Raw genomic sequence first — 16,027 nt, 5'->3', positions numbered from 1 at the left:
AATGCGGGCGCTTCTGGTAGAGTTCCGCCATGAGCAAAATGAGCCTAGACCGTATCCTGCAATCGCAGGGCTTCGGCACCCGCAAATGGTGCCGAGAATTGATCGCTGATGGTGAAGTGGCCGTGGGCGGCGAAGTCATCACCGATTACCGCGCCGGTTTCGAGACCGCCGGCCTGTCCTTCACGATTTTCGATGAAACCTGGGACTATCGGGAGCATGTCTATATCGCCCTCAACAAGCCGGCGAATTTCGAATGCTCGCGCAAACCCAGCCACCATCCCGGCGTACTGACATTGTTGCCCGAACAATTTACCTGGCGCGACGTTCAGCCGGTTGGACGGCTCGATCACGATACGACCGGCCTGCTCCTGATGTCGGACGATGGCGCCTTCATCCACGCCCAGTCGTCTCCCCGCCGGCACGTGCCGAAGCTGTACACGGCGACCACCCACGCGCCGGTCACCGATGCGCTGGTGCAGCAGTTGCTGGGCGGCGTTCAATTGCATGACGAGCCGGCGCCGCTGGCCGCCGTGTCCTGCAAAAAGCTTGATGAACATCGTATCGAAATCGTGCTGGAGCAGGGCAAATACCATCAGGTCAAGAGAATGCTGGCCGCGGCGGGCAACCATTGCGAGGCGCTACAGAGAACCATGATAGGCCGCCTCAGCCTGGATGGCCTTGGGCTGGAAGAAGGCGAATGGACCTTCCTGGAAGCCGATCAGCTGGCGTTGCTCGTTCCCGACTAAAAATGTCAACTGAGGACGATTGTCAACAGCAAGGGTTGTTCTACCAAAACAGGCTGCTATTCGGGAAGAATTGCGAATAATATAGAGGCATTGCATTCCTGGAAGCATCGGTATGGCAGAAACCGAATACAAGCGTCTTCTTCAGTCCGCACAGGACCGTGCACAGATAGGCTTTCTCGCCGCGGCTCAGCGGGCAATGCAGGACGCCGACAAGAATATTGTTGAAACTCTGGCAAAGGCCAGGTCCGGCCTGGACCACTCCGCCCTGACCGGCGTACGCCATTTCATCCGGCAGGACGGCAACGTTTTTCTGCGTTGCATAGATACGCGATTCAGAGCCAGCCTGGAGCGGGCGATGCAGACCATGTTCGTTGATTTGCGGCCGGGCATGCGCAAGCTTACCGCCGACGAGCTATCGCTCATCGACGACGAAGCGGTGAACCATCAAATTGAAGTCGGACGCCTGGCCGAGCGCATGCGCGATGCCAACGAGGAAAGCATAGGCCGGCTTAATGTGATCATTGCCCAGATCCATGGGCACCACGAAGCGAAAGAGCGCGAGAATCCGTTTCGCCCCTATCTGCTGGCACGCGCCTTGTACGAAGCCATCAAGGAAACCGCGGCCGACGAAGCTAATTCGCGGATGCTGTTCGATCACATCGCCAACGCGCTGGTGCCGCATCTTCCGGGTTATTACCAATCCATCCGCGACGTGTTCGAAGCCTCGGGCCTGCGCGGCAAGTTCACCATGCAGCGATCGCGCCATGCGCATACCCAGCGCTATTTCGGCGCGCCCGGCGCTGGCAATGACGCTGCAGCGCAATTCAGTGCGAAACTCATGCCGGGCCTGCAACGCATACTGGAAGCCATGCAGAACATACCGGCCGGCATGAATGCATACGCAGGAGCAGCACCCGGTGCAGTGTCTGGCGAAAATCCGGCGACGGTGCAGGACTTTCTACGCAAGATGTTTGTTCCCTCCCGATCCTTTTTTCCGCCTGGAAGCGAGCCGCCAAGAGCCCGAAGCGAGCCGGTCGCGCCAGTCAATTCTTTGGTGCGCCAGCTAAGCGATTACCAGAGCGCCGCCGCGCGGGAAGAAGCGCCCACCCCGCAAGCGAACGCGACGCCGCCCCGGCTGGCGCAGGTATGCGAACGCATGGACCTGCAAAAAGCGTCGGTGATGGAGCGGATGACGGTCGATGTGGTGGCAATGCTGTTCGATATCATCCTTGACGACGAACAGATTCCTGCTGAACTGCGGCGGCACATCGGGCGTCTGCAGATTCCCATTCTCAAGGCAGCGGTGATCGAACCGGAACTCATGCACGACGAAACCCATCCGGCCCGGCTCCTGCTGAACCGGATGAGTTCGGCGGCGGTATCGGTCGATCCGGCTTCGCCGGACGGCGCCCGCCTGGCTGCGGAATTCGATCGTATCGTCAGCCGCATCCTGGCCGAATTCGACGCCGATGTGTCGATCTTTGCCGACACCCTGCAGCAGTTCGAAAGCTTCCTGGTCGATTTCGTGCGCCACGACGACAGCCGGGCAACGCAAGCAATCGAGGCGGTCGAGGCGGCGGAAAAATTCAGCATCCTGCTCAGCAATACGATGGATGCCCTGTGCGAAGTGCTGCTGCCGCTTAACGCGGACAAACGGATTTCGGATTTCGTCATCCGCGTATGGCCGCATGTGCTGGTGCATGCGGCGTGGAAGGATGTGGAAAGCAGAACCTCTGCCGATGGGCCCGAAAGCTTGGCTCAGCAGTATCGCAACGTCTTGCCCGAGTTGTTGTGGAGCATACAAGAGAAGCAGAATCCGGCGGACCGCGCTGCCTTGATGCGAATGTTGCCAGGGCTGGTCAAACGCTTTCGCGATGCGCTCAATCTGATTCAGTTGCCGGATGATGAAGCCAAGGAAATGCTCGATACCCTGATCGAACTGCACACTCAGGTATTGCGCGGTGTCGCAAAGACGAAGGATGCGGAAACGGTTTCACTCGACGAACTCCGCCAGCCGTTTGCGCGGCTTGTCGTGTCGTGGGAGAGGGTTACCTGGAGCCTTGCCGATCCACCGCAACCACGGGCGTCGGTCATCGAAGACGTATTCGGCAAGCGCGGTGTCGTGGCCCGGCAGCATCTGGATGCGGGTATCGGCGGCACATCTGCAGCCGATCGGGATTTTCTCGCGCAAACCTATCTGCTTGGCACGCGTGTCCAGTTCATGCACGACGGCGCCGGCACGCCGGGTCAGCTGGTCTGGATCAGCACCCATCGTTCGCTCTATCTGTTCAGGCAGGAGAACGACGCCGGTCTTGTCCTGTTCAGTTTCGCTTCGCTGCTCGACGCACTGCGCGAGGAAATGGTGCTGCCGCTGGAGTATGCGCCGGTGTTCGAACGCGCGGTTGAGTCGCTGTTGTTCGGGGCGGGAAAGCTGCAGGACATGTCGGTATAAGCCAGCGTCCAGCGGCCGCGCGGACGATTGAATCCGCTGCTGAATAATTTTATTGACACGGCTTAGCGGCATTTGCATGCGGATATGGCAATACATCGCGCCGCTTGCCTCTTCCCGTCATGCCCGCGAAAGCGGGTACCCATGCCGACGTCGCACTGCGAGTATCGGGATTTCTGTCGCTGCGTTAAGCAAGCGGCTCATGGATCCCCACTTTCGTGAGGACGACGGGCATGGATATTAGAGCAGTTTCAGCCTGACTGTACCGTCGATGCCGGACGCTTTGCCCGCGGCACCGCGTTGCTTCTCCTTGCCATGGCTCGCCATGTCGCGTCGTCGCGCCTTGTTCCGCAGGCAAATCGCCTCGGCCTCGCCTGGCAAGTCAGACTGAAACTGCTCTAGCGAATACCAATCTCACCCCATAACGTGACCACCGCGGTTATTTGACGATCCGATAGCAAGGGTTGTACTGCTTGCCCGGCAGCTTCATCCGGTGTTGCGTGACAAACGATGCCAGCAAGGCATCCATGGGTTCCATGATGCTGGTATCGCCATGGATTTCGAACACGCCATATTCCTCGATCGCACGGATTCCCTGATCCTTCACATTGCCTGCCACCACACCGGAAAACGCGCGCCGCAGATTGGCCGCCAGCAGGTGTGTTTCCTGGTTCTTGTGCAAGTGCAGATTGCGCATGTTGGCATGCGTGGGCATGAAGGGTTTCTGGAATTCCGGGTCGATTCGGAGCGACCAGTTGAAATAATAGGCATCGCTGCGCGATTTGCGGAATTCGCGCACCAGCTTGATGCCGTTCTGCATTTCCTGCGCAACCAGGACCGGATCGTCGATAATGATCTTGTAGCGTCGCTGGGCGTCGGGTCCAAGTGTCAATCCGATGAACTGGTCGATCTGGGCGAAATACTCGCGCGCGCTTTCCGGGCCGGTAAAGATGAGCGGGAACGGCTGCACTTCGTTTTCCGGATGCAGCAGGATGCCGAGGATGTACAAAATTTCTTCAGCGGTGCCGGCACCACCCGGGAAAACCACAATTCCGTGACCGGTACGCACGAATGCTTCCAGCCGCTTCTCGATGTCCGGCAGGATGACCAGGTCGTTGACGATGGGATTGGGCGACTCGGCTGCAATGATGCCGGGTTCGGTCAAGCCGAGATAACGTCCATTGCCGATGCGCTGCTTCGAATGCGCGATGGCCGCGCCTTTCATCGGCCCCTTCATTGCGCCCGGTCCGCAGCCGGTGCAGATATCGAGCGAACGCAGGCCCAGTTCATAGCCGACCTTCTTCGTGTAATCGTATTCTTCGCGGGAAATCGAATGGCCGCCCCAGCAGACAACCATGTTGGGAGTAGTCATGGGTCGAAGGACCTCGGCATTGCGGAGAATATGGAATACCGCGTCCGTGATGCCCTCGGTCGACAACAGGTCGAACGTGGGGTTATCCATGATTTCGTCATTGACGAAAATGACGTCGCGCAGTACCGCAAACAAATGTTCATGGATGCCTTTGATCATCTTGCCGTCGACGAAAGCGTTCGACGGCGCACCCTTGATATCGAGCTTGATTCCACGTTCGCGCTGAATAATGCTGATATCAAAAGACTTGTAGCGTTCGAGCAGTTCCTTTCCGTCGTCCATGGCGTTTCCGCAATTCAGGACGGCGAGCGAACAGTTGCGGAATACGGTGTACAGACCGCCCTGACTGTTGTCGAGCAGACGCGCGACTTCGGCTTTGGACAGGATTTCGAGACGACCTTCAGGAGAAATTAGGGTATCGACGACGTAATGATCCATAGTTGATAAGTTCTTTTCTTGATTAAATGACTGCGCATGTCCTGTCGTGTGCGCATGGGTGTAGCTTACACGCATACGTGACTACTTGAGTATACAAATGGTACCGCAAGGCATCATGCGTAACGGCATGGCAATCACACATCCGTTGACCGGTCGCAAGCAGGCAACTTCATGGTGCATGCCTTGCATGAATCCCATGCCTATCATGGACTGAAAGCCCGGTGTTGGATCACAGCTCGCCCCGATGGGGTGAACAATCCAGATATGGGTGTATCGAATCAGGTTGGTCGCTGCGGCAGCGCCTTGCCATGTGGCGCACACCTGTTCACCGGTATCCAGGAGTATTCATGAACCTGATCGGCAATACGGATGAAAAGCTGCGTCTGAAATCGCTTAGCGAATGCCATATTCTCGATACCGAACCGGAATCACGGTTCGACGAAATTACGCGATTTGCCGCAAGTATCTGCGATACGCCGATGGCGCTGATGACGCTGATCGACGATAAGCGGCAGTGGTTCAAGTCGCGCTTCGGCATCGAAATGCGGGAAACGCCAAAAGAAATCGCGTTCTGCAACGTCGCTGTCGTAGAGCGGCGCATGCTGATCGTGCCCGATGCATGTGCCGATCCGCGTTTCATGAACAACCCGCTCGTCACCGGCGAACCGCATATCCGCTTTTACGCCGGTACGCCGCTGACGATGCGCGACGGGCAGATCGTGGGTACCTTTGCGGTTCTCGATCACCGTGAACGGAAGCTGACCTCGGTGCAATATGCCGCCCTCGGTATCCTGGGGAGGCAAGTCGTGGCACAACTCGAGTTGCGCAAGAACATGAAGGCAGTCGAACAGGCGCTTGCTCACCTCGGTCGTTCGGAAGAGCATTTGCGTCGGCTGAACACTGAACTGGAAGAGCGCGTCGCAGAGCGTACCGCAGCCCTGCATCGAACCAATCTGTCGCTGCAGGCGCAGATCGAATCGCGTACCGCGGAGGCGCGGGACTTGCAGTCGGTCATCGACAGCTTGCCGGGCGTGTTCTATGTGTTCGACCAGGCAGGACGTTACTTGCGATGGAACCGCAATCTTGAAACGGTCAGCGGCTACAGCGAGGAAGAAATCAGGAACATCAATCCATCGGATTTTTTTGGTGCAGAAGCGGAAAAGGCGGCGGTAGCCGCACGCATTCACGATGTTTTTGAAGACGGATGGGCGACCATCGAAGCAGAGTTGACTACCAAGAGCGGAAAGCGCATTCCCTACCTGTTCAGCGGCGTGCGCATCGATCTGGAAGGGAAGATATGCGTGTCCGGACTGGGCGTCGATATTACCGAACGGCGACATGCCGAAGAGACCTTGCGACTAAGGGATCGTGCGATCCAGGCGAGCGTCAATGCGATCGTCATCACTGGGCTGGATGGCCAGGTTGAGTTCGCGAATCCGGCGTTCGAGCGCATTACCGGTTACGCCGTCGCCGAACTCATCGGCCGCAATTGCCGCTTTTTGCAGGCCGGCGATACCGAGCAGGCGGGCATCGCAGTGCTGCGCAATGCCATAGCGCAAAGGCAGGAAGTGTCGGCGCTCCTGCGTAACTATCGCAAGGACGGTACGCTGTTCTGGAATGAAATGCATATTGCGCCGGTGCGTGATCCATATGGCGTGGTGACGCATTTCGTTGGCGTGCTCAACGACATCAGCGCGATCAAGCATTACGAACATGAGCTCGAACGGCAAGCGAGTTTCGATCCGCTGACCGAACTGGTGAACCGCAATGTATTGATGGACCGCATCAGGCATGGCATCGCAACGGCGGAGCGTAACGCTGACTGCATGACCATAGGCTTTCTGGATCTCGACAACTTCAAATTCATCAACGACAGCCTCGGTCACACCATCGGCGACGAATTGCTCAAGTCCGTTGCCCACCGCCTGGTGGACTGTCTGCGGGAAACTGACACTATTGCCCGTTACGGCGGCGACGAATTTGCGTTCGTATTGTTTGGCCGCAAGGATGAAAGTGCGATCAACGTCCTGATGAACCGCATACTCAAATCGATAGACAAGCCGTTTGAAATTCAGGGACATAAATTCTTTGTCAGCTGCAGCATAGGGCTTAGCTTTTACCCCAAGGACGGCACAGACGTCGATACCCTGCTCAAGAACGCGGACGCCGCCATGTACCGCGCAAAGGAACAAGGAAAGAACAATTTCCAGATGTACAAGCCTTCGATGAATGTGCGTGTCAAACAAAGATTGTCGCTTGAATCGAAATTGCGCCAGGCGCTCTCCGCGGACCAGTTTATCCTCCACTATCAACCCAAGGTCAGTCTCAAGAGCGGACAGGTGGTCGGCGTCGAGGCGCTGCTGCGCTGGAAGTCCGAACAGGGAAAGCTCGTCGAGCCATCAACCTTCATTCCGCTCGCGGAAGAGACCGGCCTGATCGTACCTATCGGCGAATGGGTACTTCACACTGCCTGTGTGCATTCGCGCGAATTGCTGCTCGCCGGACTGCCTTCCCTGCGCGTTGCGGTCAACATATCGGCGCGGCAGTTTCGGCCCAAGACGCTGATGCATCTGATCGGCAAAGCCTTGTCGGCTTCCGGACTGGATCCGGGTTCGCTGGAACTCGAATTGACCGAAAGCCTCGTCATGCAGAACCCGGAAGACGCGATCCGCGTCCTGAGGGAATTGAAGGCGATGGGCTTGCGTCTCGCGATAGATGATTTTGGCACCGGGTATTCCAGTCTCAGCTATCTCCAACGTTTTCCGGTCGATCACCTGAAAATCGATCAATCTTTTGTACGCGACATCGGGGCCGATCCGAATGACGCCATCATTGCCCGCGCGGTGATTTCGCTGGGGCATAGCCTGGGGATGAGTGTTATCGCCGAAGGGGTATCCAACTCCCAGCAGCTTTCCTTCCTGCGCGAAAACGGTTGCGATGAGATGCAAGGCTACTTGTTCAGTCACCCGGTTCCGATTGAAGAATTGAGAACACTGCTGGCAGATCGACGTTCACTGGCCTTGCATTGACGATCGCCATCAAGCGTCCTGCGAGGTCTCATGCAGGCAGACAGTCAGTGAATGTGCTTGCTGCGTCTGTTTGCGTGTTGATGCGAGACAAGTATCAATATGTGCAGTTCTTGAGCGCAATCATCGACTGTGCAGCACGATTGGAGTGAAATGTTTAACGTGTCGCTGTGATCACGGCAGCGTTGTAGAAAATGGTCGCGTGCGCATGTGCAATACCTATCTGGCGGCAACTTGAAACATGCGTAACGAACCGCAATACGAAGGAGATTCTACCCGTCAATACTGGAGAAACAGAATGCAGACCCTGAGCTATACCGTAGGACATTGGCATGCAGAAGCACAACTGGAAGAAGTGGAACCCGGCAAACTGATGGCCGTAATTTCCGTCACTGATGACAAAGGTATTGCAAGGCACGAGTCGAAACATACAGTTGTGTTCGAGCATGAACAGGGACAGGACAAAACCAAGGAAACCGAGATGCTGGTAAGACGATTGATACGCCAGCGCTACGGAAGCTGAGATCAAGCTTTATCAACCGTTGCAATGGCCGTTGCCGGTGACGCGGCGGCCATTTCACCTGACTGCTGTCAGGATGGGTACTTCTTAGCCCAGGCTGGCGTCTGCGTGATCTGCGTGATGCAGCCAGTCTTTGAAGCGCGGTTGCATGAAACGCTGGAGCCAGGCCGGATAACCACCGCTTTATCTGCTGTCTCGACACATCAAGAGTTTACCCGCGCGCAAAAGCAGGAACTATTACATTTCCGCATGATCTTTTACATGTGTTGTCTGCCTTGCGCGGACCAAAGCCTGTCCATCTCCTGCCATATCGATGATATTCCTGTCTAACGCTGTCGGTTTCTTCCCTGCCTGTCCTACACTTCAGGCAAGGAATGGAATGCCTTGTCACGGGTATCAGGATCGCCGAATCACTTGTTGATGAAAGCGCTGCGGGATAGTGAATAAACGGCCGCTGCCTTACGGCAGTATGATTCTTGGAAGAGACTATGCCATCTAGACTATTCCAGCTTGCACTTCGTTTTGTCCTTCCTCTTGCCATGGTGCTCGGCCTGATTGCCTATGCCGTTGTGCCACTCGTCGATAACCTGACCTTGCGCTGGTTCGTACGGGATCTGGATGCAAGATCGCAGTCGCTTGCCAATGCCTTGCAGGAACCGCTGTTTGAATATATCCCACAGAAATCCGAGAAACGTATCAACCAGTTGTTCGACCGCGCTTTGCGTGATGAACGCTTATATGCAATCGCATTCTGCGATCCGGCGGGCAATCTGCTTTACAAGACCAATACCTATCCCGCCTCACTGGGATGCCGGTCCGAGCTGCCCAAGAACGGACGCAAGGAATCGCTGGTATCTCTGCCTCCAGGTTCGCTGCATGTGTCCGACAGTCTGCTGGAATCAGAAGGCCAGGCCTTGGGCAAGCTGATCCTGGTGCACGACATGAGCTTCATCGAGCGCCGCAGCGCCGATACCAAGAAGTATGTGATCGGCTTGTTTACATTGCTGGCAATCGTGATATCCATGATCACGGTCTTCGTCGCCCATCTGAGCTGGCGCGACTGGATCGCATCGGTCAAGGGAATTTTACGCGGCCAGCTCGGACCGCATTCGCAGCAACAGCATTCGACGGCGCCGGAAATCCGCTCGCTGGAAGGTGACTTGCGCGCGATGCTGCATGAATTCAACATCGAACGTCGAACCCAGGATGATCCCACTCACTTGTGGACACCGGAAAAATTGCGCGTACTGCTGCATGAAGAACTGGCAGGCGATGAGGTATTGGTCGTATCCAACCGGGAACCGTATCTGCACGCGCGCACCCGCAAGGGTATCGAGGTGCAGCGTCCCGCGAGCGGACTGGTGACGGCGGTCGAGCCCGTCATGCGTGCCTGCTCCGGCACCTGGATTGCGCACGGCAGCGGGTCCGCCGACAAGGAAACCGTGGACCGCAACGACCGCGTCGCAGTGCCGCCTTCCAATCCCAGCTATACGCTGCGCCGGGTATGGCTGACGAAAGAAGAAGAAAAAGGCTATTACTACGGCTTCGCGAACGAAGGCCTGTGGCCACTCTGTCATATCGCCCATGTGCGCCCGGTCTTCCGCTCATCGGACTGGGAACAGTACGAAGCGGTAAACCAGCACTTTGCCGATGCAGTCGTCAAGGAAGCCCGCACCGACGATCCTGTCGTACTGGTACAGGATTACCACTTCGCGCTGTTGCCGCGCATGGTGAAGGAACAGTTGCCGAAAGCAACGATCATCACGTTCTGGCATATTCCTTGGCCCAATCCCGAATCCTTCGGCATTTGCCCATGGCGTGAAGAAATTCTTGAAGGTTTGCTGGGCAGTACCATACTCGGCTTTCATACCCAGCTGCATTGCAAGAATTTCCTCGAAACGGTGGACCGTTATCTGGAAACACGCATCGAACACGAAGCGTCAACGATTTCGTATGGTGGCAAGCTGACGCAGGTGAAACATTATCCGATTTCGATTGCCTGGCCCGAGCCCAACAGTGAACAACCCTCGGTGGCGGAATGCCGCAAGACCATACGCGAGGAACATGGCTTGCCTGCTAATCATCTGTTGGCCGTCGGGGTCGACCGTCTCGATTACACCAAGGGCATCATCGAACGTTTTCAGGCGATCGAAAGAATGCTGGAACTGCATCCCGACCTGGTCGGCAAATTCACCATGATCCAGATCGCCGCGCCGACACGTTCCTCGCTGGACGAATACCAGAACTTCGAGACACGGGTACGCACCCTGGTCCAGCGGATCAATAACCGCTTCGCCAGCGGCAACTATCAGCCGCTCATCCTGAAAGCCGAACACCACGATTCGGAACAGGTGACCCGTTACTATCGGGCCTCGGAAACCTGCCTGGTCACCAGCCTGCATGACGGCATGAATCTGGTTGCCAAGGAATTCATCGCGGCGCGCGACGACGATCGCGGCGTCCTGGTGCTGAGCCAGTTCACCGGGGCAGCGCGCGAGTTGCATGAAGCGCTGATGGTGAATCCTTACCATATCGAGCAAAGTGCGGACGCGCTGTACCGCGCGCTCACCATGCCGGAGGCGGAACAGTCCGAGCGGATGCGCAGCATGCGTTCGCTGGTCAAGGATTTCAATATTTACCGCTGGGCGGGCCGCATGCTGCTCGATGCCGCGCGATTGCGCCAGCGCGAAAGGATCATGAGCAAGATCCGCTCGCACAGCCGCAAATCCTTGCGTCGCGTGGTGTAGACATGGGACCTCTTTTTTCAGACGCAGGCGTCAAACGCCTCGACAAGCTTGTGAACGGCCACATGTTGTGCGCATTCGATTTCGATGGCACCCTGGCGCCTATCGTGGCGATTCCGGATGAAGCCCGCTTGCCGGACAGTATTCGCGAAAGGCTGCTGGTACTGGCAAAGCTTGCGCCGGTTGCCATCATCACCGGGCGCTCGGTGCTCGATATCAGTGCACGCCTGGGTTTCAAGCCTGACTTTGTCGTCGGCAATCATGGCCTGGAAGGCGTACCCGGCTGGGAAGGGCTCGCCGCCGAGCACGAGGCGACCTGCAGCACCTGGCGCGTGCAACTGGATCTTGCATTGGCAAAGCCTGAGTTCGATCGCGGCATCCAGCTCGAAGACAAGCGCTATTCATTGTCCGTGCACTACCGCCAGGTGGAGGATGTGGATCAAAGCGCAAGACAGCTGGAGAATTTGTTTGCCGGCCTGTCGCCTGCGCCGCGTGTGGTTGCCGGGAAATGCGTATTCAATCTGCTGGCGCAGGATGCTTGCCACAAGGGGAGTGCCTTGCTGCGCCTGATGGAACTCGGTGATGCGGCCGGTGCGCTCTATGTCGGCGACGATGTCACGGATGAAGACGTTTTCCGTATGCGTAGACCCGAGGTGTTATCGGTGCGTATCGAACACTCTGCGGAAAGCGCGGCAGATTTTTTCCTGCCTTATCCGCGCGACATTCTGCGTTTGCTGGATGAATTGATTGTCCGGCTTGCAGGCCGGCCCGCAGCGGAGCGCGCATGACGACGCTTGACCTCGGCTTGATCGGCAATTCGCGCACTAGCGCATTGGTCGACAAGCGCGGGTCTATCGTCTGGTGGTGTTATCCCTATTTCGATAGCGATCCCATATGCTGCTCGTTGCTGCGGTCCGAACAGCGGGAAGCCGCCATTGGCGAAATTGGTGTCACGCTCGACGATGTGGTGGCGATCGATCAGTACTATGAGCGCAATTCCGCCATTCTGGTAACGCGCATGCGCGATAGCGGCGGCAATGGCATAGAATTGGTGGATTTCGCCCCGCGCTTCTATCTGCATGGTCGGATGTTTGCGCCGGCAATGGTGGTGCGCATCGTGCGGCGCACTGCCGGGCGCCCGCGTATCACGCTGCATGTCGCTCCGGCGGTCGGCTACGGCGACGGCCGCGCCGAAACGCGCTCCGGTGCGCATCATGTGTCGTACATCGGCTTGTCGCAATCGATGCGCCTGACCACCGATGCATCGCTGACCTCGGTGCTCGACAAGCGTCCCTTCTTTCTGCATGAAAGCGTGACGCTGTTGATGGGACCGGATGAAACGGTGGACGGCGCGGCGCACGATGTAGGCCGTTCCTTCTATGAAAAGACGCGCGCCTACTGGCATCGCTGGGTGCGCAATCTTGCCATCCCTTTCGAGTGGCAGGAAGTCGTGATCCGCGCGGCAATTACCCTGAAGCTCAATGCCTTCGACGACACCGGCGCCATCGTCGCTGCGGTGACGACTTCCATTCCCGAGGCGCCCGGCAGCGGCCGCAACTGGGATTATCGCTATTGCTGGCTGCGCGACGCCTACTTTGTGGTCAATGCTCTCAACAGTCTTGGCGCGACCGGGACCATGGAACATTACCTCGACTATATTCTCAACATCATCGCCGACAGTCGCGATGCGCCGCTGCAACCGGTCTATGGCATACGGCGCGAGGCCGTGCTTGAAGAGCGCATTGCCCCCGGCCTGGATGGTTATCGCGGGATGGGGCCGGTAAGGATCGGCAACCTCGCCTACGGTCAGGTACAGAACGATGTATTCGGCGCAGCGGTGCTGGCCAGTACGCAGGCGTTTTTCGATACCCGGCTTGAACGTCCGGCCGGGCGGCACATGTTTCTCGACCTGGAACGTCTCGGTGAACAAGCGGTGCGCTGTTACCGGCAGCCCGATTCCGGCATCTGGGAATTGCGCGGTTCGCGGCGGGTACATACCTTTTCCAGCATCATGTGCTGGGCTGCCTGCCATCGGCTTGCGGTGATCGCCGGCCATCTTGGATTACCCGAACGGCAGACGCAATGGGCCATGCATGCGAAGGACATTCATCAGGATATCTGCGAGGCTGCATGGAATCCCGTGATCGGCAGTTTTGTGTCCACCTTTCAGGGCGACCGGGTCGACGCCAGCCTCTTGCTGATGGCCGAGTTCCAGTTTCTCGCACCTAATGATCCGCGCTTTGTCGCCACCGTCAATACGGTGGAAAAGCATTTGCGTCGCGGTGACTTTCTGTTGCGATATGACGAGGAAGACGATTTCGGCCGGCCCGAGTCGGCTTTTCTTGTATGCACCTTATGGTGGATACTTGCGCTCGCCAAAATGGGCGAAACCGAGCGGGCACGCAAGCTGTTCGAAAATGTGCTCGGGAAATGCAATCACCTGGGATTGCTGGCGGAAGATGTATCGCTTGAAAGCGGAGAATTGTGGGGAAATTTTCCGCAGACCTACAGCATGGTAGGGTTGATCCAGTGCGCATCGAGGCTTAGCATTGCCTGGGATAAGGCGTATTGAGACGCATTGAAACGCATTGAAACGGAGCAATTATGCAGGATCACTACATTGGCGCGCTGGATATCGGCGGCACGAAGATCGCCGCCATTGTGGCGGGACCGGAAGGGCCGCTCGCACGGATCACGGCGCCGACCCCGAAGTCGGGTACCCGGCGCGCACTGCCTGAAAAGGCCATCGAACTTCTGCAAACAGCCTGTCGTCAAGCCGGTATCCCCGACGACCGGATCGACAGCATCGGCGTGGCCTCATGCGGCCCGTTCGTATTGGAGGATGGGTTGCTCGCCTTGTCGACGCCGAATATCTGCGGCGCGGGCGCCAAGGCTAACGATCTTCCGAACGATTGGAAAACCGTGCCGCTGGAACAAGTGTTACGGGAAAAATATTCGCGCGTGGTCATCGAAAATGATTGCGTCGCCGCGCTCGCGGGAGAGCGCGCTTTCGGCGCAGTGCAGGACGAACCCAATTGCGTGTATGTCACCTGGAGCACCGGGATCGGGTTCGGCCTGTGCGTGGACGGCCGCCTGTTGCGCGGCAAGCATGGCAATGCCGGGCATGCCGGCCACATGCTGATGAATGAACAGGAAGATGCGGTCTGCGGATGCGGCAACCGGGGCGATATCGAAAGTCTGATATCCGGTCGCAATCTTGCGAACCGGTTAAACATGACGGCTGCGAACCTGTTCAATGCGGCGCGTGACGGTAGAACGGATGCGCGACAGGTTGCGGCCGAGGCGGCCAAATGGTTCGGGCGGACGCTGTATAACCTGACCGCGACGCTCGACACAAGACGCTTTGTGATCGGCGGCAGCGTGTGGGTGCATCACGGCGAATGGCTTGCGCCGCTGGTAAAGGCGGAAGTCGAAAGCCGTTTCCCTGCACTGACGGACGGCGTGACGATCACGCCATCGGGGTTGGGCACCATGGTCACCGATATCGGCGCGTTATCCCTGGTGCTGCCTGATACATGGGCAACACACTGGAGAATAAACACACCGTGGCAAAAACTGATGCCTTAATACCAAGTTCTTAATCGTAGGAAAAGTCTTAAATTCATGTTTTTTCGCTGACCTTTCAATTCATCCTTTTCCCGATATACAACTTGCAAGCGTAGTAAGGATAATTGATGCTCATGAGGAACCATTAAGGGAGTCTTGCGTCACAGAAATACCCGTAAGGCAGCGCCAGCGAAGGCGGCAAGCAATCTTGCAGATCTGTCATGCGCGGTAATGTTTAACGCGAGAGATACTTAGCATGATGATGATGAATTCCGCACTTGTTGCTTTGCCAAAGGAATGGCAGGCATGGATCAATGCAAACCTGGCGCGCTCCTGCCATCCGGACGAAATGGCCGCGATCATGGTCCGCGATGGCCATTTCGACGGGCAGCTTGCACGGGCAGCGATCGACGAAGCGCTGCATCGCAGCGGCGACGGACAGGCGCAAGCTCCCGCCATTCAACCGATGCCTCGCCTGGATGGCGCATCCAATACCATCCAGGCGCTTGATCGTCAGGTGCAGGTACTGCTTTCGCTCCAAGCGCCGCGCGTGGTTTTGTTCGGCAATGTGCTGAGCGATGAAGAATGCGATGCGATGATCGCTTATACCGAAAGCCGGCTTGAGCGTTCGCCTGTCGTGTCGGACCGCGACGGCAGTACTCAAGTGCATGCCCATCGCAGCAGTCGCGGCGCCATGCTGCAGCGCGGCGAATGCGAACTGGTGTCGCGCATCGAAAACCGCCTCGCGGCGCTGATCGACTGGCCGGTGGAAAACGGCGAAGGCTTGCAAGTGCTTCGTTACGAGAAAGATAACGAATACCGCCCACACTACGACTGGTTCGATGCGGCGTCACCCGGGCCGCGCAAGCATCTCGAGCGCGGCGGGCAGCGGGTCGCGACCATCATCATGTACCTCAGCGAGGTGGAGGAGGGCGGCGGCACATCCTTCCCGAATATCGGATTGCAGGTGCAGCCCAAGAAGGGCTCCGCTGTCTGCTTTCTTAATACCGACCATTACGGCAATCCCGACCAGAAGACGCTGCACGCCGGCGAGCCGGTCGCACGCGGCGTCAAGGTGATCGCCACCAAGTGGCTGAGGCAGCGCGAATACCGTTAGAGCCATTTCGGCATCATCAACTTCTCCTCGAAGGCTGTTTTAACCCCG

11 protein-coding genes are annotated in these 16,027 nt (G+C 57.4%); 10 read left to right on the top strand and 1 reads right to left on the bottom strand.

Going from position 1 to position 16,027, the window contains the following annotated elements:
* The first annotated feature begins 29 nt into the window (after positions 1 to 29).
* Complete coding sequence (locus tag D3871_RS22495) at positions 30 to 746, top strand: pseudouridine synthase (RefSeq protein WP_119771253.1); 717 nt, start codon at positions 30 to 32, stop codon at positions 744 to 746.
* 112 nt (positions 747 to 858) lie between these two features.
* Complete coding sequence (locus tag D3871_RS22490) at positions 859 to 3,198, top strand: DUF1631 family protein (protein ID WP_119771252.1); 2,340 nt, start codon at positions 859 to 861, stop codon at positions 3,196 to 3,198.
* Positions 3,199 to 3,634: 436 nt separating this feature from the next.
* On the opposite strand, the gene ppnN is transcribed toward D3871_RS22490, so the two are convergent.
* Positions 3,635 to 5,005 carry a nucleotide 5'-monophosphate nucleosidase PpnN gene (gene ppnN, locus D3871_RS22485; RefSeq protein WP_119771251.1) on the bottom strand — a complete coding sequence of 457 codons (1,371 nt, stop codon included), beginning with the start codon at positions 5,003 to 5,005 and terminating at the stop codon, positions 3,635 to 3,637.
* Positions 5,006 to 5,352: 347 nt separating this feature from the next.
* Between ppnN and D3871_RS22480 the strand changes: the two genes are divergently transcribed.
* From D3871_RS22480 to D3871_RS22445, 8 genes are all read left to right on the top strand, one after another.
* Positions 5,353 to 8,034, top strand: a complete 2,682-nt coding sequence (locus tag D3871_RS22480) for a bifunctional diguanylate cyclase/phosphodiesterase (RefSeq protein WP_158598019.1) — start codon at positions 5,353 to 5,355, stop codon at positions 8,032 to 8,034.
* A gap of 295 nt (positions 8,035 to 8,329) precedes the next feature.
* Entirely contained in the window at positions 8,330 to 8,554 is a 225-nt protein-coding gene (locus D3871_RS22475; RefSeq protein WP_119771249.1) for a hypothetical protein, read from the top strand.
* Between the two features lie 24 nt (positions 8,555 to 8,578).
* Positions 8,579 to 8,881 carry a hypothetical protein gene (locus D3871_RS22470; RefSeq protein ID WP_119771248.1) on the top strand — a complete coding sequence of 101 codons (303 nt, stop codon included), beginning with the start codon at positions 8,579 to 8,581 and terminating at the stop codon, positions 8,879 to 8,881.
* A 158-nt stretch (positions 8,882 to 9,039) separates the two neighbouring features.
* A complete protein-coding gene (locus tag D3871_RS22465; RefSeq protein WP_119771247.1) occupies positions 9,040 to 11,298 on the top strand; it encodes an alpha,alpha-trehalose-phosphate synthase (UDP-forming) in 2,259 nt (752 codons plus the stop codon).
* Between the two features lie 2 nt (positions 11,299 to 11,300).
* A complete protein-coding gene (gene otsB, locus D3871_RS22460) occupies positions 11,301 to 12,083 on the top strand; it encodes a trehalose-phosphatase (RefSeq protein WP_119771246.1) in 783 nt (260 codons plus the stop codon).
* Positions 12,080 to 13,867, top strand: coding sequence for a glycoside hydrolase family 15 protein (locus D3871_RS22455; RefSeq protein WP_119771245.1), 1,788 nt, complete (start codon positions 12,080 to 12,082; stop codon positions 13,865 to 13,867). The genes otsB and D3871_RS22455 overlap by 4 nt, the downstream gene beginning before the upstream one ends.
* A gap of 32 nt (positions 13,868 to 13,899) precedes the next feature.
* Entirely contained in the window at positions 13,900 to 14,883 is a 984-nt protein-coding gene (locus tag D3871_RS22450) for an ROK family protein (RefSeq protein WP_119771244.1), read from the top strand.
* A gap of 235 nt (positions 14,884 to 15,118) precedes the next feature.
* Positions 15,119 to 15,979 carry a 2OG-Fe(II) oxygenase gene (locus D3871_RS22445; RefSeq protein WP_233575765.1) on the top strand — a complete coding sequence of 287 codons (861 nt, stop codon included), beginning with the start codon at positions 15,119 to 15,121 and terminating at the stop codon, positions 15,977 to 15,979.
* Positions 15,980 to 16,027: the final 48 nt, after the last annotated feature.

The sequence above is a fragment of the Noviherbaspirillum saxi genome (assembly GCF_003591035.1).
Classification (GTDB): Bacteria; Pseudomonadota; Gammaproteobacteria; order Burkholderiales; family Burkholderiaceae_D; genus Noviherbaspirillum; species Noviherbaspirillum saxi.
The sequence above is the reverse complement of the archived record's forward strand: the minus strand, read 5'-3'. Positions and strand labels throughout refer to the sequence as shown.